The sequence below is a fragment of the Bartonella elizabethae F9251 = ATCC 49927 genome (assembly GCF_000518165.1).
GTDB classification, from domain to species: domain Bacteria; phylum Pseudomonadota; class Alphaproteobacteria; order Rhizobiales; family Rhizobiaceae; genus Bartonella; species Bartonella elizabethae.
Genome location: NZ_JADB01000004.1, coordinates 91469 through 113346, shown reverse-complemented (window position 1 = coordinate 113346; position 21878 = coordinate 91469). Strand labels below are relative to the sequence as shown.

Here is a 21878-nt window from a genome sequence, read left to right as displayed (position 1 = left end):
AATACAATCATTATTTTTATTTATCTTTTTTTCCTTCGAACTTGAAATGCTCCCTTGATAAGAAACTTATTCTGAATAAAAACAGAGAAATATTTATCTATTTTCCTTCAAAGAAATTCCCATAAACTTGAAAATATCTACCCGTGTAGAAAACACTCATTTCGATAATATACAACATATTGATTTATGAAGATAATTTATCGTTATTCACCTTGAATACCGTAAGATTCTCTCATTTCCAATCTCTCCTACCTTGAATCAATCAAAACCGTGTTTTTTGCACGTTATAAGCAGGAAGAAGCGCCTGAAGTTAAACTGTACAAAAAAGGATTAAAATACCTCTTTTAAATCGTTTCAAGGACAAGAGTTGCTGGTATAATATTGGGACGAACAAAGTGTGTAGTGTCAGCTTTTTCCTCCCCCAATTTCATTAAACCTCTTATATCTTAAAAAATTTCACGCAATCAATAAATTATTTATAATATAAAATAAATGGTGGGTGATGAGGGGATCGAACCCACGACCCGCTGATTAAGAGTCAGCTGCTCTACCGACTGAGCTAATCACCCATAAGCTTTCCCAAAAATGAGAGTGGACGTTTCTATAACGCTCCTAAGGGTAGATGTCTAGATATTTTGTTGTTTTTTATAGAGAGTCACTGTTTGTAAGGTTAAAAATATGACATTCACCACTTGATCTTATATAAAAATAAACCCATTATAAGAAGCTCTATAAATAAATTTTCTGTTTGTTATACAGGACCCATAGTTGGAGGATTATCGAGCATAATGCCCGAGCAAAATTTAGAGGAACCTTCTTGTGATTGTAAGCGAGATGGGACGTCGTTTTGTTTTATCAATAATCATATGCATTTAAGCAATGCTTTGCTGTTTTTTTCTCTGAATGTAAATTTTTTACATTCAATGTTTATGATCCAATATACGAATAAAAGCTCATGAATTTTTTTTGTCTATTGCGCGCTTTTAAGCTTTTAAAAGGTAAGAAATGATGGAATGGATCACTGATCCCCATGCGTGGTTTGGTTTGGTCACGTTGGTTTTTCTCGAAATTGTTTTAGGAATAGATAACCTTATCTTTATTGCAATTTTAGCTGAAAAATTGCCATTGCATTTGCGTGACCGAGCACGCTTGATAGGTCTTACTTTAGCATTAATCATGCGGCTTTTCCTTCTTACAGTTATTGGATGGGTTATGAGACTCGATACGATCATTCTTTCACTTTCATCCTTTGTCTTTAGTTGGCATAGCTTTATTTTAATTGGGGGTGGAGCCTTTTTACTGGCAAAAGGAACGTTAGAATTACATGAAAGGTTAGAAGGAGTATCACATGAAAGGAAAACAGGCGTTGCTTATGCTGTTTTTTGGCAAGTCATTGTTCAAGTCGTGGTGCTAGATGCTGTTTTTTCACTTGATAGTATTATTACCGCAACAGGTATGATCGCAAAAGAGCAAGCAACAGTTATGTATATAGCAGTCATTGCCGCTATGGGAGTCATGATGTGTGGCTCTGGCCCTCTTATGCGTTTTATTAATCGTCATCCCACCATTGTAATCCTTTGTCTTGGATTTTTGATGATGATTGGTTTCACGCTCATCGTTGAAGGATTTGGTTTTCATATTCCCAAAGGGTATTTATATGCTGCTATTGGTTTTTCTGTTCTCATCGAAGCTTTTAATCAAATTGGACGTCGTAACCGTGAAAAGATGATTACAACGAATGATCTACGCAGTAGAACAGCTGATGCTGTTTTAAGGCTCTTAGGAGGGGGAAGTAAAGATAGTCATCTTGCTGAAACTGTAGATGTCATTGCGGAACAAGCCGCAGCTTCTGAGTTATTTAGACCAGAAGAAAAAGAGATGATTCGTGGTGTTCTCGATTTAGCAGATCGTCCTGTTCGCTCTATCATGTCGCCGCGCAATGAGATTGAGTGGTTAGATTTAAATGCTGATGAAAATGAAATGCGTGAAGAATTACAAAAGGTTAAGCATAGCCGCTTAATTCTTGCACGTGAAAAAGTGGATGAATTTGTTGGCGTTGCGTTGACAAAAGATCTTCTTTTGAATCTGGCTGAGGGTAAAAAGATTAATTGGAAAAAAGCGATGCGAGAACCGCTTGTTGTTCATGAAAACACAAGTGTTTTACGATTGATGGAACAATTACGTCATTCTTCGATTCAGCTTGCAATTATTGTTGATGAGCATGGCTCTTTTGAAGGAATTGCAACACCAACCGATATTCTTGAAGCTATTGCGGGAGATTTTCCTGATGACGATGAAGAGCTCATGATCGCAGAACAACTTGAAAATGGCAGCCTTCTTGTAGAGGGATACGCTGATATCCGCCGTTTAAGTAGTTATCTTGGACGAAATCTTGTTGATGAAGCAGACCGTTATACGACTCTGGCAGGCTTTATGCTTTGGCAATTTGGTCATTTGCCGAATGAAGGAGAAAGTTTTGAAACGGAAGGTTTACGCTTTAAAGTGATTGAAATGGAACGCCGAAACATATCTAAAATCCTTATTTCTCCACTTGTGTTACCAGAAAAAAGCTAATTCTTTTGATCCATAAGATAAGTAAAAAGATTTTTCTTCATGATGAAAAAGTGAAAAGAATAGGAAATTGATAACTTAATTATATCGTCCTTATTTTATTTTTTTAAGCATGAAAGAATATACAAAAATTAAGTTATCAATGAATTTTTAGTACAAAAAATTCTCATCGACTGTGATTGCTTAGAGAAGCATCTAAGCAAAAATCCTGAGTTTCCCCACGCATTCCTTAATGTTCTTTCTGTAAAACCCTATAGCCTACCCTCTCATTAAAAGCTTAGAGAGACAATACTGACTGTTTATTATCAATAATTGATCATTAATCCACACAATGCATATTTTTTACAAAGCTCATAGAGCGATATGAGAAAAGATATTGTTACCCTAGTGATATATTTTCGATATAAAAGACATTTTTGGAGATTTCCTATGATTAATAATATTTACTGTGTCGGATATAATTATGTTGAACATGCTCATGAACTAGGGAATGTTGTTCAAGATGAACCTGTTATCTTTAGCAAACCGAATAGTTCACTCATCTTAGGAAATCAAATTGATCTTCCTAGCTTTTCTGAAGAAATACATTTCGAAACTGAAATTGTGCTCAGAATCTCAAAGGATACCTTTATGGTCAATGAGAGAGAAGCTGAAGAATGTTATGATGCTGTAGCAATAGGTCTTGATCTAACCGCTAGAGATTTGCAAACGAAACTAAAAGAAAAAAAGCTTCCTTGGCTTTTATCTAAAGGCTTTAAAGGAGCTGCATACGTCTCTGACTTCATAAAAAAAGAAAAAATGAATGCCCCAATAGCCTTTACAATGAAGTTGAATGGTGAAACGAGGCAAGTTGGCAATACGAAAAATATGATCTTTAGCTTTGAAAAAATAATATCATTTTTAAGTCACTACATTCAGCTAAGAGATGGTGATATCATATATACAGGCACTCCACAAGGCGTAGGAAAACTTTCCTCATTTGATGAAATAGAACTATATCTCGAAGATCAATTAATTTCAGAGCTAAAAGTGAAATGAATCATCAAATACTGACCTTTTTCATCGTTTCATTTTTTTTAGTCATCTCACCAGGGCCGAATATGGCCCTTATCATTGATAATGCAGTGAGACTGGGGAAAAAGAATGCATTTGCTAATGTTTTAGGATTGTGCACAGCAACATATGCACATGGTGCATTTTCCATACTAGGTGTATCAGCAATTGTTCTCAATAACAAAACGCTCTTTTTTTTGGTAAAGCTCATGGGGAGCTGCTATTTATTATATATAGGCATTAAATCGATTAAATCTGGAATTAACACCTTAAACTCAAAAGAAATAATACAAAAAAATGAAAAGAATACTGAAGCTAAAGTGAAGTTTTTAACCAGCTACGTAGATGGTTTTATGACACAAATACTCAATCCTAAAGTATCTATGTTCTATATAGCGGCCTTTCCTAAATTTTTGGCGTCTGGCGGCGGTCATAAAAAAGGTTTTGAACTTGTAACGATACATTCCTTTAATATCTTTGCATGGTTTACTTTAATGACCATTTTTATATCATTTGCTCGCACCACTTTAAAAAAGAAAAAAATAAAAGGATGCATTAATAGTGCGACAGGAACAGTTTTGTCTCTATTTTCTTTTTTCATTTTCTTTGGATAACACTTCCTCTTTGATAAGAGATCGCAAAGCTAATTCCGTGATTCTATCTATCGCTATGAATATTCCAACCTCTAACAGAGCTGATCAACCACTAGTTGCTTCTCATGTTCTCTGTATAACTGAATGACACCGCATTTCTTTATCATCGTCTAAAGAATTTTTGTATCAACAAGTAAAAGCCTTACGCAAAATTTTATAAAATATTATCAATAGATAAGGGAAATTATTATTCACAACTTTAAAAGAGAAAAGTATGGCATTCCTCTTTTTCTTTGTAAAAAGGATAACTCCTTCTCACTTATGATAGCATCATAAAAATAAAAAAAGTGATTTTAGAAAGCACTTAAACTTTCGATCATTAAAGACTTTTCCCTAAACTAAAATGACAATTCTCTAACGCTCCTTGAGAAAAAATTAAAATGCTCTCTTATGAATAATAATATACTGATGATAAATGATAATTTATTATAAAGTCATAAAAAAGTCTAACAATTCCCAGAGATAATTTTAAAGGAGTACTCTATCGAATCCTTTTTATGAGCCATTTATTTGTTATTAAAACAACAAAAAGAGCCCTCTTCAAATATCTGTTATGTTAATTTAAGAGAAAAACATTCTTTTTTGCAGAACTATATTCTTTTCTTTATCCACACAAAATCATAAAAAATGTTTTTTTCCTTTACTCCTCATTTATATCATGCTTCGATATGAAATATACCTTTTTAGTGTCATTTAATTTCAAAATAATTCAAAGGGAACCCCCAAAAAATGAACCATAAACAAAATTTAAAAGATGATCCTCAAAAGAAACTACAACGTGGACTCGATAATCGTCACGTACAACTTATAGCCCTCGGTGGGGCTATTGGAACGGGACTCTTCATGGGATCAGGAAAAACAATTAGTGTAGCAGGACCTTCTATCATACTCGTTTATGCTATTATTGGATGTGCTCTATACTTTGTCATGCGTGCAATGGGAGAATTATTGCTTTCTAATTCACAATATCGATCTCTTATTGATTTTTCAACCGATATGCTAGGGCCGGGAATCGCTTTTTTTGTTGGCTGGAACTATTGGTTAAGCTGGGTTGTGACTGGAGCAGCAGATATTATTGCTATCATTAATTATATGCATTTCTGGTGGCCAACACTTAATCCATGGATTGTTGTTTTTGCTTGTATTGGTTTCTTTTTAATCCTTAACCTCCTTGCCGTAAAGTTTTTTGGTGAACTTGAATTCTGGTTTGGTCTTATCAAAGTTGTAGCAATTTTAGCATTAGTTATTGTTGGATTTTATATGATCGCTACAGGCTTTACTTCTCCAAATGGTACGGTTGCTTCTCTCAGTCACGTATGGAATGGTGGAGACATATTCCCCCGAGGGATTACCGGTTTTTTTGCGGGATTTCAAATTGCCATTTTTTCTTTTGTTGGTATAGAAATTGCTGGAACAACGGCAGCTGAAGTCAAAGAACCTAAAAAAGTTCTCCCTAAAGCAATTAATGCAATACCGGTGCGTATTGTCCTTTTTTATATCCTTTCTCTTGCTGTGATTATGTCCGTTACACCTTGGAATCAAATTGTTCCAGAAAAAAGCCCCTTTGTCTCCATGTTTTGGCTCGCTGGCATTCCAATAGCTGCGGGTTTGGTCAATTTTGTTGTTCTCACCTCAGCAGCTTCTTCAGCAAACAGTGGTATTTTTTCAACTAGCCGTATGATATATGGACTTGCAACACAAAAAGGGGCTCCTCCAATTTTAGGGAAGCTTTCCAAATACCGTGTTCCAGCCAATGCTTTGTTCTTTTCCTGCCTATGTATTTTAGTAGGATATACAATTGCATCATCATCTCCAAGCATCATAAGTGCTTTTACAATTGTGACCTGCATTTCAGCGATTGCATTTTTATTCGTATGGTCCGTTATTTTAATTAGCTATATTGTGTATCGTCGCAATCACCCTCATTTACATGCTGAATCCGTCTACAAAATGCCGGGAGGTCCCATTATGTGCGGGGTTGTGTTAGTTTTCTTTGCTTTTATGCTCTATTTGTTGACATTAGAACATGACACACTAACAGCTTTAAAATACAGTATCTTTTGGTTTATTTTCTTAGGCATCATGTACTTTATGTTTATAAGAAAAAAAATTGCTCCCAAAAATAAATAAGATCATACAAAACATTTCAAAAAAGGGTAACTAAGGGTTACCCTTTTTCTACTTAACCTGTCTCCCAACACCTCAAAAAAAGAGAATTTCTCTCAGCACAAATTTGTAAATAATCTGACCTGTTAAAAGAAGTGTGCTGCTAACCACTCATATGGTTCTACCCTACATAAGGCTCTAGCAAAGCCTCCCCTGAATACTGACCACACATTCTTAAAATACCTAAAATGTATAAAATTTTCTATGCTTTATCACTGCTCTCAACAAGGGTTTTTGTACGGCATAATAGGATAAAACACGAGCTATTCTGTAAAGAATTTTCTATAAAACTTCACCTACATTGGTGACTAAAAATATTTAGATTTTATCTAAAATAACTGCAAAATTTTTTCTATAAAATACTTTTAAATAAACTATAAATTATTATTTATTCGAAAATATTTAAAATATATTATTAATATATAATTATAGTTATTATGAATATAAAATTAAAATGCAACAAATATAAACAATAATAAGTAAAATTCCATTATTTATATAATATATTTTAAATATAAATATGTACAAATAATAAAAAATTAAAATTTTATACTAAAATTTATATGACATAAATTTTATACAAAATAATTATTTCATTAATTTATAAATTTTTTTCATTATTTATATAAAATAATAGAAAAAAATTCCTTTACTCCTTAACCATATCATGTTCCGATAGAAGAGATTATCTTTTTTAGGGTAATTTTTATTTTAAAATAACTAAAGGGAACTTCCCAAAAATGAACAAACAAAATTTAGAAAAAAAAACTAAGAAGAAATTGCAACGTGGACTCCATAACCGCCACATACAACTTATAGCTCTTGGTGGAGCGATTGGAACAGGTCTTTTTATGGGATCAGGAAAAACAATCAGTGTAGCAGGTCCCTCAATCCTCCTCGTTTATGCGATTATTGGTTGTGCTCTATACTTTGTCATGCGTGCTATGGGAGAATTATTGCTTTCTAATACACAATATCGATCTTTTATTGACTTCTCCACCGATCTTCTAGGGCCATGTGCTGGATTCTTCATCGGCTGGACATATTGGTTGTGTTGGATTGTTACTGGAACTGCTGAAATTATTGCTATTGTCAGTTATGCACACTTTTGGTGGCCTGAACTCAATCCATGGCTTCCTGTTATCATTGGTCTTATGTCCTTTTTAATCCTTAACCTCGTCGCCGTAAAACTTTTTGGCGAACTTGAGTTTTGGTTTGGTTTTATCAAAATCATAGCAATTTTAGTTTTAATTGTTGTGGGATTTTATATGATCTTCACCGGTTTTATTTCTCCAAACGGTACAGTTGCTTCCCTTAGCAATATATGGAATGGGGGAAATCTTTTTCCACGAGGAATTACAGGCTTTTTTGCTGGATTTCAAATTGTTATTTTTGCTTTTGTTGGCATTGAGCTGGCAGGAACAGCGGCTGCTGAAGTAAAAGAGCCTCAAACAGCCCTACCGCAAGCTGTCAATTCAATACCAATCCGCATTGTATTCTTTTATATCTTCTCTCTTCTTGTGATTATGTCTGTGACGCCTTGGAATCAAATCAGTCCAGATAAAAGCCCTTTTGTAACAATGTATGCCCTTATTGGTATTCCAACTGCTGCTGGTTTGATGAACTTTGTTGTCCTCACAGCAGCTGCGTCTTCCGCAAATAGTGGAATTTTTTCTACCAGCCGTATGGTATATGGGCTCGCAACACAAAAAGGAGCACCTAAATTTTTAGGAAAACTTTCTCGTAATCACGTTCCAGCCAACGCATTATTCTTTTCATGTTTATGCATCTTATTAGGTTATGCGGTTGTAACGTTATCTCAAACTCTCATAGCTGCTTTTACAATTGTTACGACAATTGCCGCAACGTTGTTTATATTTGTATGGTCTATCATTTTGATCAGCTATATCGTCTATCGTCGCAACCGTCCTCTCCAGCATGCTGTCTCTCCCTATAAAATGCCAGGGGGGGTTATTATGTGTTGGATCCTTCTCGTTTTCTTTGCATTCATTATTTATTTATTGTCATTAGAAGCAGATACTTCCATAGCTTTAAAATACACTCCAGCATGGTTTATATTTTTAGGCATTGTATATTTTCTTTTTGGAAGAAAGAATTATGCGAAAACTTAAAAAATAAAGCCCTTTAAACAATAAAGCTTGTGTTGCAAGAAAACATATAAAAAGGGTAACTCAAGTTACCCTTTTTTGATATTTGTCTATAAAATTATAAAGGTGATAAAAGATCTCTGGAGAGACTTCAATTACGTTCTTTATCAACCAAAGCGTTAGATTTTATCCAAGGCATCATAGAACGAAGTTTTTTACCAACTTCTTCAATAGGATGATTATCATTTAAACGCCGCATAGTTTTAAAATGAGCCGCACCTGCCTTATATTCTTGAATCCAATTCGATGTAAATTTACCTGTTTGAATATCTTTCAATATACGCTTCATTTCTGCTCTGGTTTCATCTGTAATCACACGTGGACCAGACATATATTCACCCCATTCTGCTGTATTAGAAATCGAATAATTCATATTTGCAATGCCCCCTTCATACATGAGATCAACAATCAGTTTAACCTCATGTAAACATTCAAAATAAGCCATTTCTGGTGCATAACCTGCTTGTGTGAGTGTTTCATACCCTGCTCGTATCAGTTCAACAAGACCACCACACAGAACTGCTTGTTCACCAAAAAGATCCGTTTCACACTCTTCTTTAAATGTTGTTTCAATCACCCCAGCACGTCCACCACCAAGTCCACATGCATAAGATAATGCTACACTATGAGCATGCCCTGAAGCATCTTGCGCCACCGCTATTAAGCAAGGAACACCACAACCCCGTTGGTATTCATGACGAACTGTATGCCCTGGACCTTTAGGAGCAATCATCACAATATCAACGGTTTTTTTAGGTTCAATCAAGCCAAAATGAATGCTCAAACCATGAGCAAAAGCAATCGCCGCCCCATCACGTAAATGGTTATGAATATGCTCTTTATAAATATCAGCTTGCAACTCATCTGGTGTTGCCATCATGATGAGATCTGCCCATTTTGCTGCCTCAGCAACACTCACCACTTCAAACCCATCGGCCTTAGCCTTTTTAACTGTTTCCGACCCTGAACGCAAAGCTATCTGCACATTTTGTACACCGGAATCTTTCAAATTCAAAGCGTGTGCACGCCCTTGAGAACCATAACCAATAATGGCCACTTTTTTTCCTTTAATGAGATTAACATCCGCATCACGATCATAATAAACACGCATAAAAACACTTCCTTCCTTCTCTATTTAAACTGGATTTCAGATTATTTTTATTAAATAAGAAACATTATCTTCAGTGCATTACACACTCATAAAGATAAAAAACGCTGCTTATAAAAACACAACAATTGAATAATCTTTTAAAGTTTACATATTGCATAGAAAAACCGTAGCCCCCAAACATTCCCAAAACATATATGAATCCCCAAATAAACTTCAACTGCTGTCCTACAAAGGCGATACCTACACAAAACAAGATTTCTAAAGAAAATATATCTGCTAAGATTCTATTCTTCTATCGCGCAACAAAACGTTATAGCCTAAAATTAAGATACAACATATAACTTCTAGCATGAACCAAATTAATATGGATAGCAAGAAAAATTACAAAATAACAAAGATTGTTTTAATACAACCTTCAAAAGCATATATCTAACAATATCTCTAAAATAACAGAGAATATGCATTCCCTTACAACTTTTACTTTTTGCATTCTTTAATAGACACACCTCTCACACGAAACAAAATGTCCAAAATAGAACACTCTTGTGTTATTCACCCACGCACTTTTTTTAATCTCTCACTGTGTTCGAGCTCTTTTCAAGAATCCCCAATCTAAAATTTGTAAGAGTTTAAGATTTATGGTGCTCCCTCTTTCCTTCATAAAGCTATAAATTGATATCATCACTCTATTTTTTGCTCCCAATATTACAGCAACGCGTATTGCATGGATCTCATTTATAAAAAGTATTTTCTGATTTTAAATCCATTTCTGATGAAATTATAAAAATCCTTGCATTTCACAAGAAAAACCATGAAATGAGTCCCTGAAAATTCGTGTACTAATTCATTAAAAATCCTCTAGCAATTTCCTTATAATGAAAAATACTTTCAAAATTCTATTTTTCATCCCCCTATATCTTATCCCTTTGAAGAAAGCATAGTAAGAAGGTCCCTCATAATGACGATCTAAATAAAAAGTATCTCAAGCACTCAAAAAAACAAAAAACGATCAATAAACAGAGAAATAATAGAATATTTATAACACGTGTTAACAGTGCTATTTATTTAAACAGATATAAAATTATTTTTTTAAGATAAACTGGACTTTATAAAAGTTTTTTTCCAATTTTACAGAGAGAAAAAGATTACGATAATAACCGAAGAAAACGCTGAACAGTTGCATGTATTCCATACTCCAACGCATCAGCAATAAGCCCATGGCCAATAGAAACTTCATCAAGCCAAGGAATATTTTTAACCAGAGCAGAAAGATTCATAATCGTCAGATCATGTCCTGCATTCATACCTAACTGCAACTCTTTCGCTCTTTTTGCCGCCAGAACAAGTTTATCGAGCTCTTGATCTTGTTTTATTTTGTCCTGAAATGCACCACCATAAGGTCCCGTGTAAAATTCTACACGATCAGCCCCTATTGCTTTAGCAATATCAAGACCATCGATAGAAGGATTAGCAAACAATGATACACGAATCTTTCTTTTTTTTAAATTCTGAATAATAGGGGCTAAAAATTCTGCACTCTGAGCAAAATTCCACCCATGATCAGATGTTGATTGATCTGGATCATCAGGGACAAGAGTGATCTGGTCAGCATAATTTTCAGCAATACCCAAAAACTGATCACTTGGATAACCTTCAATATTAAACTCAGCCGTAGGAAAAGTGTTCTTTATTAAACCGTATATATCTGGCAAATCCGCAAAACGAATATGCCTTTCATCAGGGCGCGGATGAACCGTCAACCCTGCCGCTCCAGCAGCAAGCGCTATATACCCAATATTCTTGATACTTGGCCACGGAAGATTGCGTCGGTTGCGCAAAACAGCAACAGCATTAAGATTAACCGAAAGTTTTACCGCCATGCCCATTTCCATTTTTCTATAGTGTGTAACAAGATAGAAAAAAGATATTTTCCATCTGAAACTTAGATGATACACATATTTTTTCTATCGGACAATCGTTAAACGCTCTGCTGCGCGGGTAATTCCCGTATAAAGCCAGCGTGCATACATATCACGAAAGGCGAAACTTTCATCAAACAAAACGACATTGTTCCATTGAGAACCTTGCGCTTTATGAACCGTCAAAGCATACCCATAATCAAAATCATCATATCGCTTTTTTAATGCCCACGAAATTTCCTGATCAGGATTTTCAAAAGCTGCTTTTAAAAGTTTAATTTTTGTTACCCCACGCTCACTTTCTTCTGGTTTTACCAGAAGATTAATACTTGGTTTAACCGTCTCTTTCTGTGAAGTCATCACCTTCCATAAAGAGCCATTTAATAAACCTTTAGCAGGATCATTTCGCAAACACACAAGCTTATCTCCCGCTTGCGGATAATCTGCTGTAAATCCCTTTAACATACGCAAACGCTGATTATAAAGGTGACGTGTACGATTAATTCCGACCAAGACCTGATCCGCATCCAAAACCAATTGTTGATTAACCTCTTTACGTGTCACAACGCGCGCTTCTCCATAATCACCATAAGCAATATCGCGTCCTTCACGCACATCCATAGCAAGCCGGATAATCGGATTATCTCTCGCTTGCCGATGAATTTCTGAGAGAAGAAAATCTGGTTCTCCATTGGAAAAAAAGCCTCCACCTGAAATAGGAGGCAATTGGCCTGGATCACCAAGAACAAGAATTGGCGTCCGAAAACTCATTAAATCACGGGCCAATTGTTCATCGACCATCGAGCATTCATCAACAATAATGAGTTTAGCTTGTGCAGCAGCACTTCTTCGATTTAATGTAAATGTTGGAGCAATAGACTTTTTCCCCGTAATTTCATCGGAAACTTCCTCTTCTCCACGTGGACAATAAATCAATGAATGAATTGTACAAGCATTGCTTGCACCTTTAGAACGCAAAACCTGCGCTGCCTTGCCCGTAAAAGCAGCAAACTGGACAGAACCATCAACTGTCTCTGCAAAATAGCGTGCGAGTGTCGTCTTACCCGTTCCCGCATAGCCAAAAAGGCGAAAAAGAGGAGAATGCCCTTCCCTCAACCACGCGGCAACAGCCTTCAATGCATTATTCTGTTCCGACGAAAATTGCATGATTTATCAAAATAAGATTCGCATAAAAAGAGCAAGCATTAAAAAACATGACCAAAAAAACTGTCATTAAGAATTTCTCATACACAGGCTATTGAATAACTTTCGTAGCATAATTATCAATTATTTACCCATTGCTTTTTCAAGATCTGGTAACATTTTAAATTTTACCTATACATCGATCCTCAATGTAACACCTTATACTTATCCAATAAAATGTCATTTTTTACAACAGTAACACCAACAATGGAATATGCATATCTTAAATTTACTATAACACCTATAGATGCTTTTTCTAACCAAAGTTTAGAATGAGAAAAAGAGCATTGCAAGTGTAACACCCTCGCGAGAAAAAATGTCCGTAACAGGATAAGAAGTATGTAATTTTATGAATACCATTTTATACAATCAATCAGCTTTCTGACACATAAAATAAAGTACATCCATTATTACGAAATAATAATTAAATATATCAAAAACCTTTTGGCAGAAATAGAAAGAGCTCTCATCAAAACTCCTTAATCCCATGAAGATATACCTATAAAGTTCCTATCTCCCTCTTATCATGATTTTAATAAATTTTACTCTTCATGCTACAAATAAGTTATATCTCAATGAATAAAGAGAAACATCACGCTTATATGAAGCACGCTTTATCTCGCACAAATATATGTAGCTTTTCCTGTTTCGACAATAAAATCTGGTTCGTAAAGATGGCCGTCTTGGTAGTCTATTATAAGAAAACTGGGACATGGTTTCAGTCCAGCCTAGCACTTCAGATTCGTCCTCTAAAATATGAGAAAAGTGTAATTCTCCATCTACTCAGTCAAACTTTTTTGTCACAATGTTTTAAAGTTTATAAAAACTAACTGATTAATGCTATTCTGATTGCTAGAAATAATAAGCTCAAATATTAATGAATGAAACGGGAGGTTTAAATTGAAAATATTGATTCCAGACGACTATCAAAAAGCCACCCTAACATTACAGCCTATTACAAAATTAATGAAGTACTTGTTATAAATAATTTAGCTAAAGAATGTAATGTAGAAGATAAGCTCAGAGAAATAGACATTCTTATCTTAATCAGAGAGCGGACTATTGTTGATAGAAATCTTCTCCTAAAACTGCCAAATTTAAAATTAATCTGCCAAACAGGTCCTATAGGTTCACATATTGATATAGAAGCTTGTAGAGAGTTCGGAATTGAAATCTTAGACGATGTGGCAATCCAACTTCTGTTGCTGAATTTGGCCTAGCTCTTAATGATGTCTGCGCGTAGAAAACTCTGTCAATCTGTGTCTGATATGAAAAAAGGACGATGGCAAACAACATTTGGCAACCAAATGAAAGGGGCTACTCTTGGAATATTCGGGTTTGGGCGTATTGGCAAAATGGTTGCTCAATATGCTCAAGCTTTTGGCATGTCCATTTTGGTTTATGGGAGCGAGCGCTCAACGCAAGAAGCAAAAAATTTAGGTTATCATTTTACGCATTCAAAAGATGAGTTTTTTACACGTCCTGACATTATATCTCTACATTTGCGTTTAAGCGATAAAACCAGAGAAATCATTAAACTAGATGATCTATTAAGTATGAAGCCTCATGCTATTTTTGTCAACACAGCGCGTTCAGCTTTGGTTGAAAAAGGGGCAATAGAAAAAATACTAACTTTGGAAAATTCAACTTACTTTGCACTGGATGTTTATGACAGCGAGCCAGTATATGAGAGCAAATTATTGCAATCAGACAGAGTTCTGTGCACACCGCATCTGGGCTATGTGACTAAAGAAAGTTTTGAGAGTTATATTGAAAAAGCTTGTCAAAATATAACGTCTTTTATGAAGAGCGCTTAATGCCGGCTGAGTCAATGTTTATAAAATTTATTCTTTATCGCTAGCATATCAAATTTGCACGACACATCATAGGTTATTTCCTTGAATTAAGCGTATTTCTTAGCTTTCATATGAATACCAATCGTATTGATAGATTTTTATGTAATCAGCATAAAATACTAATTTATTGTTGCAATCATTATTTAAAAAGGCAATTTTATTGGATTACTCTTTAATTGGAGGGAGGACATAGTGGGCAATAATAAATTTATAGAAAAAAATTATTATCGATGGATTATATTACTTGTTGCCACGATCGCCCAAACATCAGCCTGCTTCTTTGTTCAAGGGATTGGTCCTTTAGCTGAATTTTTTAAGAAGGATTTTTCGCTCAGTGACTCTCAGATAGGTTTGCTGTCTTCAGCTGCGCAGTTCCTCCCTATTATTGGATTACTTGTAGCTGGCGAATTACTAGACAAGTTTAACGAGCGCTATATTGTTGGCGTTGGCGCGGTCGGTGTTTCTGTCACACTTTTGTTGGGAGCAATCGCAGATAACTATATTTCCCTTTTGGTTTGTTTGCTCATTGTCGGGGGATTTTATAGTTCTGTTCAACCCGGTGGTGCTAAATCTGTTTCTTCATGGTTTCCACAATCCCAGCGCGGATTTGCAATGGGAATAAGACAGGCGGGACTACCATTAGGTGGAGCTTTGGCTGGGATAGTTCTTCCTGCGAGTGCACGTATCTATGGTATACAAGGTGCGTTTTTGGTTGGTGCCATCGTTTCTTTTTTAGGTGGATGTATATTTATTATTTTTTATCACTCACGAGCAAAAGTTATCGCTATCGTTCCAGAAAAAAGGGGAAGAGTTTCATTCTATACAAATGTAAGGTCTCGTCTTGCAATGTTGGCTGCGCCGCATATGAAGAATATTATTTTTTCAGGCGTTTCACTTACGATAGTTCAATATGTTTTAACCATTTTTATAACGATTTATTTTCATAGAATCTATCACCTGTCTTTAGATAAAAGTGCTTATTTGTTTTTTGTATCACAAGCTTCTGGTGCCTTAGGAAGAATTATCTTAGCAGCGTGGAGTGATCATTGTAGAAAAGGACGATTTTTTCCAGTCTTGTTTTGCATGATTGCAGTCGTTTTTGGATTATTAATATTAATTTTGAGCATTCATGGATCCATAATTTATTTAACGCTTTTATCTGCTTGGTTAGGTTTTTTTGGAATGGGATGGTATGGCCCTTGGGTTGCTTATATTGTAGACTCTTCGCCAAAAGAAAGCATTGGCTTTTCTCTGGGTTTAGCAATGTCTGTCAACCAAATCGCAATTATTACTGCTCCACCATTATTTGGATTAATCCAAGATTTTACAGACACTTATTTACTAACATGGCTGATTTTAATTTTAATGATTGTTTTTTCACTTTTCTTAATAAAAAAGTAGGCAAATATAATTGGAGAGAAAATTATAATGATAAATGAAAATACTTTTGAGTTGAGCAATGGCGAAAGAAACAAACTTTGGGAAGCTTTAGACCATGCTATTTATGGTCCATACGGTGGTATTGAATACTCGGTTGAGTTAAAAAAATCTATTATCTAAAAGATGCAACGAAATAGCTATTAATGTGAACGTATGAATTTAAAAAAAAACAGCGTGTACAAATAATAATATACCCCGTATCTTTAAATAAAGCCCTATGTCTTTAAACAAAGAATAAAAATCATAAAATGAGCTCTAAGGATAATACACAAAGAAGAGACAGAGATGAAGCCTCCAAAGACTTCATCATCACCATCCTTCACCATTTTGCGAACATATTCATTTTATACAAGAATTTTCCCCGCAGAAGAAACAGCATTTGCAACAGTTTCCTCGCTTGCTTCATCAGGTAATAACATCTCATTATGGGCACATCCCGATGGGATCATGGGAAAACAATTTTCTAAATGATAAACACGACAATCAAAAAGAACAGGCTTATCACTGTCAATCATTTGCTGAATTTTATCATCAAGTTCATCGGGTTTTGAACAATAAATTCCCACCGCTCCATAAGCTTGTGCCAATTTCACAAAGTCAGGCATCGATTCCGTATAAGAGTGAGAAAGACGATTACCATGCAGTAATTGCTGCCACTGACGAACCATTCCCATATATTGATTATTTAAAATAAAAATTTTCACGGGTGTGTCATGTTGAATGGCTGTTGCAAGCTCTTGAATATTCATCTGAATGGAAGCATCACCAGAAATACAAACAACAAGCGCATCAGGATGGGCTATTTGCACACCAATCGCCGCAGGAAGACCATACCCCATCGTTCCAAGACCACCAGAAGTCATCCAATGTTTTGGTTCATCAAAGTGATAATATTGCGCTGCCCACATCTGATGCTGTCCAACATCCGTTGTAATATAAGCACGAGCATCTTTGGTCAGTGCATAAAGCCGTTCAAGAGCATATTGGGGCATGATAACATCTTTTTTTTCCATATATGCCAATGAATTACGAGCTCTCCAGCGATTAATTTGCGTCCACCATATTTTTCGACTTTCTTGATCAAACTTTGATTTCTGCTCATGCAAATGTTGCATTATATCTGCCAAAACATGCCCCACATCGCCAATAAGTGGAACTTCTGCTTTGACGATTTTATTAATTGCAGAAGGATCAATATCAATATGAATAATACGTGCATGAGGTGCAAATGCATCAAGGCGTCCTGTGATACGATCATCAAACCGAGCGCCAACAGCCAACATGACATCACAATCATGCATGGCCATATTAGCCTCATAGGTTCCATGCATTCCCAGCATTCCGAGCCAATTTTTTCCAGAAGCAGGATAAGCACCAAGTCCCATTAAGGTTGAAGTAATGGGAAAATCTCCCCATTGAACCAAATTACGCAAGAGCTGGATAGCCTCCCCTCCCGATGAAATAACACCACCACCAGAATAAATAACAGGACGTTTTGCCTCAACTAAAAGAGAAACAGCAGTTTCAATAGCCTCACGATTATTCCCTTTCAACGATAGAGAAGAATGCAAAGACTCTTGAACTTGAGGCGCCCTATAAAATCCTGAAGCAAATTGAACATCCTTGGGAATATCAATCAAAACCGGTCCTGGGCGTCCCGAACGCGCAAGAGAAAAAGCTTCATGAATAATGTCCGCAAGATCATTGACATCTTTAACCAACCAATTACCCTTCGTACAAGGCTTTGTAATTCCAACTGTATCAGCCTCTTGAAAAGCATTTGTTCCAATTAGCGTTGTCGCTACTTGACCAGAAAAACAAACAAGAGGGATAGAATCCATGAGAGCATCTTGCAAAGGTGTCACAGCATTCGTTGCCCCTGGACCAGAAGTCACAAGCATAACACCGACCTTTCCAGTACTGCGTGCATAGCCTTCAGCGGCATGCCCCGCTGCTTGTTCATGACGCACCAAAATATGCTGGAGTGTATCTTGGTGATAAAGAACGTCAAAAATAGGAAGAACAGCCCCACCAGGATAACCAAAAATATGTGTAACACCTTGATCTATAAGAGCCTGAACCACTATTTCAGCCCCCGACATTACTTTTCCATCTACACTCTCTCGCTGTCTTGGATCATTTCTCATTTTTCCCACTCACCTACTTGATAGGACAATAAAAAAGCCCCTAACGGAGCCCATAAAAAAAGACTCTCAAGGAGCCCTCTACACAACATATATTGTATGATCTCCCCCATTATTCTAACGCATAAAATATATAAAAAACCCTCTATAGAAGAATTTCTAATTCCATTGAACCCATTCGTCAATAAAAAACTAATATTTTCTCAAAAAATTCTTCTTAAAGCTCCAGTTTTTTCATCAAGAAGTAAGTATCCATTCTTTATCAAATTGATGACGAAACCATGTCATTTGTCTTTTTGCGTATCTCCTCGTTTGTGTTTTCACCGCTTCCAGAGCATTTTCAAAGCTTCTATCTCCATCCAAATAAGCCATAAATTCAGGTATACCAATTGCTTTCATCGCTGGTAACGAAGGGGAAAGCATAAGTTTCTTTATGGCTACCACCTCTTCTAAAGCCCCTCTTTCAATCATAGAGTCCAAGCGTTTATGAATACGTTCATAAAGCAGAGGGCGAGGTGGCATGAGAAGAATTTTTTCAGCACAATGAGACATAATGAGAGGTGTTGTTTTTTGCTTCTGCCACCAACTGAGCTTCTCACCGGTTGCCTCATAAACTTCCAAAGCACGAACAATACGCTGTCCATCTTGCGAAGAAATCTTTTCAGCAACAACAGCATCAATCTGTAACAACTGGCGATAAAGACTTGCAACACCCTCTTTATCAAGCAGCAAGCGCCATTTCTGCCGCACAACATCTGGAACACGAGGGATTTGCGAAATCCCCTCCAAAAGAGCACGAAAATAAAGTCCTGTTCCACCAACAAAAATAATGGATCTCGATGTAAAAGTAACCAATAGCTTCTCAACATCACACAACCATTGTCCTACAGAATAATTCAAACGAGGACTCACATGACCATAAAGATAATGGGGAACAATCGCGGTATCAGCCGCACTCGGCCGTGCCGTTAAAATATTTAAAATGTCATAAACCTGCATTGAATCAGTGTTAATAATGAGAGCATTTCTTTCTTGAGCCATTTGCAAAGCAAGTTCTGATTTTCCACTTGCCGTGGGCCCTGCTATCAATGTAATTGTTCTCTGTGTCATGAAGAGCAATTCCTACCAATCAGAAACTTATTGCCACATGCATAACCACCTGCAAAGCCCCTGTATTTTTTTCCATTATCATAAAGTAAAAACTTTATAAAAATACGAACAAGACTTTTCCTTCCAGATAAAGAAAACCCTTATGAAAATTATAAAACAGAAAAAATGGACTTAATAATAACATCATAGGAATTTGCAAGAATCTTTTGCGATCATACTTCAATATAACAAACGATAGCCATATTCATTCTGTCCATTAGGCTATTAAAAATAAGCTTTTTATCCTCATTTATGGAAAAGAACACTAAGCTAACTCTTTATAATCAAACAGATTTATTTTTTCTATAAAAACAGCATACTGCTCTAGCTTAAAAATAAAAGCCCCAGCAGCTTTCTTCTTCACACTTTCTTTGATATCATTATTTTTTCATTCATCACAAAGAAAGATGTCAATATATCGATAGCTTATTGAGTCTAATACCATTTTTCTATGGAATGACTTTTTCAACCTGAAGAGAAAAAAACATTCTCTACAGTACAATAAGTATAATTACAAAGTGCTGAAAGTCTTCCTAGATAAAACATTATTTATAATAATAATTGAGCGTTTTGAAATTTACCTGCAAGCTCTATAAGATTGATTTATTTTGCTCCCTTTCTCACCAGAAACGATATCAATACCATTTACCTGCGCGACAGAAATTATAAAAATCACTTTAAGAAAGACAGCAAATATGATTGCTAACTTGTACTTTTATTTAGTGCACAAATGGAGCCGTCTGATAAACTTTATGTCATACAATCCACACTCTTCATCGTGAAATAGGCTTTAAAAAATACGAGATAGATATCAGGTTGAGCTACTTAAATACCCATATATTAAGGATAATAAAAAACAAAAAAACGAATTCTCCAGACATGAATCCTATAAGGCATCAATCCATTGGGATCGTTACGAACCGCAACTCTCCATCTGGACGCGCTATGATGAATAGAACATTTTTGCGTCCAGCTTCACGTAATTTATGAAAACGTTTTTTAGCCTCATCAATTGTTGTAATAGCACTCTGGTTGATATCAACAATCACTTCACCAACGCGAATACGCTTTTTATCCGCAGCACTATTTTGTGTAACAGATGTCACCACGAGTCCTCGAAGTTTATCTGAAATTGAATAACGATGACGCAAATCCTCTGTCAATTCAGATAACGTCATGCCCATCAATTGCATTGTTACACTTTTGGGCAGATCATTACCTTTTTTATCATCGACTTCTTCTTCTGTATCTTCATTGTCATCGGTCTCAATCAAACGTCCAAGCTTAACTTTTACGGTTTTTTCTTGCCCATTCCGAAAAATAGTGACATTCACAACTCTTCCTTCTGAACTCTCCGCGACTAAACGGGGTAAATCATGCGCATGCTTAATTTTGGAATTCCCAAAGGAAAGAATAACATCTCCTGTTTGCAACTGGCTATTATCGACATTATTTTTTTCCGTCTGTTCTACTTTACCAGCCACCAAAGCTCCTACAGCATTTTTTAGTTTTAGACTTTTTGCAATATCCTCTGTCACCGGCTGAATACGAATAGCCAACCAACCACGCCTTATTTCTCCAAACTCACGCAACTGATTAATCACAGACAGAGCCATATCCGATGGTATAGCAAATCCAATACCAATCGATCCTCCAGAAGGGGAAACAATGGCTGTATTAATGCCAATGACTTCACCATTTCTATCAAATAACGGACCACCAGAATTGCCTCGATTAATCGCTGCATCTGTTTGAATAAAATTATCATAAGGACCAGCATTAAGATCACGGTTACGTGCAGAAATAATACCAACCGTTACACTCCCACCAAAACCATAAGGATTACCAATAGCCATAACCCAGTCACCAATACGCGCTTTTTCTGAATCACCAAAACGCACAGCTTTTAATTTTTTACGTCCCGCATCCACTTGAAGCAACGCTAAATCTGTTTTGCTATCCTTACCAAGGAGCTTTGCCTTGAGTTTTGTACCATCCGTAAAATTCACTTCAATATCATCAGCATCAACGATAACATGATAATTCGTAACAATAATCCCTTTCTGGGCATCAATTACAAAACCAGACCCCAAAGAACGCACCTTTTGAAATTGACTATTTTTTTCCCCCTCTTTGGGTGTAAAAAAATCATTAAAATATTCCTCCAATAATGAATCTTTGGGAATAACGGGTATCGAAGTATTTTCATCCTGTTCTGTTCCTTCAACAGTCTGTGCCGTAGAAATATTCACAACCGTCTCCAAAAGCTCAGAAGCTAAATCAGGAACGGAAGGCAACGCTTTATTTGTCTCTGCGCTCCAAGACAAACGCATGGATCCTGATAAAAACAAAAGCACACAAAAAACAACTCTTGTGATAAAAGACTTCAAAAATATATTTCTACTCACAATACTTCTACCCATGACATGCCTTTAAACCAAAGCT

General features: G+C 35.9%; 15 protein-coding genes and 1 tRNA gene. 9 read left to right on the top strand and 7 right to left on the bottom strand.

The window, feature by feature from the left end; genetic code table 11:
- Positions 1 to 493 precede the first annotated feature (493 nt).
- Positions 494 to 569: transfer RNA gene (locus T429_RS0105575), tRNA-Lys, on the bottom strand.
- A gap of 436 nt (positions 570 to 1005) precedes the next feature.
- Between T429_RS0105575 and T429_RS0105570 the strand changes: the two genes are divergently transcribed.
- From T429_RS0105570 to T429_RS0105550, 5 genes are all read left to right on the top strand, one after another.
- Positions 1006 to 2574, top strand: a complete 1569-nt coding sequence (locus tag T429_RS0105570; protein ID WP_005773239.1) for a TerC family protein — start codon at positions 1006 to 1008, stop codon at positions 2572 to 2574.
- Between the two features lie 426 nt (positions 2575 to 3000).
- Positions 3001 to 3609: a fumarylacetoacetate hydrolase family protein gene (locus T429_RS0105565; RefSeq protein WP_005773237.1), complete on the top strand. Its 609-nt coding sequence runs from the start codon at positions 3001 to 3003 to the stop codon at positions 3607 to 3609.
- Entirely contained in the window at positions 3606 to 4238 is a 633-nt protein-coding gene (locus T429_RS0105560; RefSeq protein ID WP_026500894.1) for a LysE family translocator, read from the top strand. Before T429_RS0105565 ends, T429_RS0105560 begins: the two co-directional genes overlap by 4 nt.
- A 768-nt stretch (positions 4239 to 5006) precedes the next feature.
- Positions 5007 to 6407: an amino acid permease gene (locus T429_RS0105555; protein WP_005773235.1), complete on the top strand. Its 1401-nt coding sequence runs from the start codon at positions 5007 to 5009 to the stop codon at positions 6405 to 6407.
- Positions 6408 to 7183: 776 nt separating this feature from the next.
- Positions 7184 to 8575, top strand: coding sequence for an amino acid permease (locus tag T429_RS0105550; RefSeq protein WP_005773234.1), 1392 nt, complete (start codon positions 7184 to 7186; stop codon positions 8573 to 8575).
- 127 nt (positions 8576 to 8702) lie between these two features.
- Here the strand turns inward: T429_RS0105550 and ilvC are convergent, their stop codons facing one another.
- From ilvC to T429_RS0105535, 3 genes are all read right to left on the bottom strand, one after another.
- On the bottom strand, positions 8703 to 9722 hold the full coding sequence (gene ilvC / locus T429_RS0105545; protein WP_005773233.1) for a ketol-acid reductoisomerase: 1020 nt from the start codon (positions 9720 to 9722) through the stop codon (positions 8703 to 8705).
- Between the two features lie 1145 nt (positions 9723 to 10867).
- Positions 10868 to 11602 carry a pyridoxine 5'-phosphate synthase gene (locus T429_RS0105540; RefSeq protein ID WP_005773232.1) on the bottom strand — a complete coding sequence of 245 codons (735 nt, stop codon included), beginning with the start codon at positions 11600 to 11602 and terminating at the stop codon, positions 10868 to 10870.
- Positions 11603 to 11686: 84 nt separating this feature from the next.
- Positions 11687 to 12808: an ATP-dependent DNA helicase gene (locus T429_RS0105535; RefSeq protein ID WP_005773231.1), complete on the bottom strand. Its 1122-nt coding sequence runs from the start codon at positions 12806 to 12808 to the stop codon at positions 11687 to 11689.
- Positions 12809 to 13743: 935 nt separating this feature from the next.
- On the opposite strand from T429_RS0105535, the gene T429_RS11225 reads away from it, so the two are divergent.
- The 4 genes from T429_RS11225 (at position 13744) to T429_RS11170 (ending at position 16260) form a co-directional block, all read left to right on the top strand.
- A complete protein-coding gene (locus T429_RS11225) occupies positions 13744 to 14064 on the top strand; it encodes a Rossmann-fold NAD(P)-binding domain-containing protein (RefSeq protein WP_322785256.1) in 321 nt (106 codons plus the stop codon).
- A 48-nt stretch (positions 14065 to 14112) separates the two neighbouring features.
- Entirely contained in the window at positions 14113 to 14661 is a 549-nt protein-coding gene (locus T429_RS11045) for an NAD(P)-dependent oxidoreductase (protein WP_244548681.1), read from the top strand.
- 231 nt (positions 14662 to 14892) lie between these two features.
- Positions 14893 to 16101 carry an MFS transporter gene (locus tag T429_RS0105525; RefSeq protein WP_005773228.1) on the top strand — a complete coding sequence of 403 codons (1209 nt, stop codon included), beginning with the start codon at positions 14893 to 14895 and terminating at the stop codon, positions 16099 to 16101.
- Between the two features lie 27 nt (positions 16102 to 16128).
- Entirely contained in the window at positions 16129 to 16260 is a 132-nt protein-coding gene (locus T429_RS11170) for a hypothetical protein (protein WP_005773227.1), read from the top strand.
- Positions 16261 to 16484: 224 nt separating this feature from the next.
- Here T429_RS11170 and T429_RS0105515 read toward each other — a convergent pair whose 3' ends face one another.
- From T429_RS0105515 to T429_RS0105495, 3 genes are all read right to left on the bottom strand, one after another.
- Positions 16485 to 18287, bottom strand: a complete 1803-nt coding sequence (locus T429_RS0105515) for an acetolactate synthase 3 large subunit (RefSeq protein WP_005773226.1) — start codon at positions 18285 to 18287, stop codon at positions 16485 to 16487.
- A 234-nt stretch (positions 18288 to 18521) separates the two neighbouring features.
- Positions 18522 to 19394, bottom strand: a complete 873-nt coding sequence (miaA, locus tag T429_RS0105505) for a tRNA (adenosine(37)-N6)-dimethylallyltransferase MiaA (protein ID WP_005773225.1) — start codon at positions 19392 to 19394, stop codon at positions 18522 to 18524.
- A 935-nt stretch (positions 19395 to 20329) separates the two neighbouring features.
- Positions 20330 to 21856, bottom strand: coding sequence for a Do family serine endopeptidase (locus T429_RS0105495; RefSeq protein WP_005773224.1), 1527 nt, complete (start codon positions 21854 to 21856; stop codon positions 20330 to 20332).
- Between the last annotated feature and the right edge of the window lie 22 nt (positions 21857 to 21878).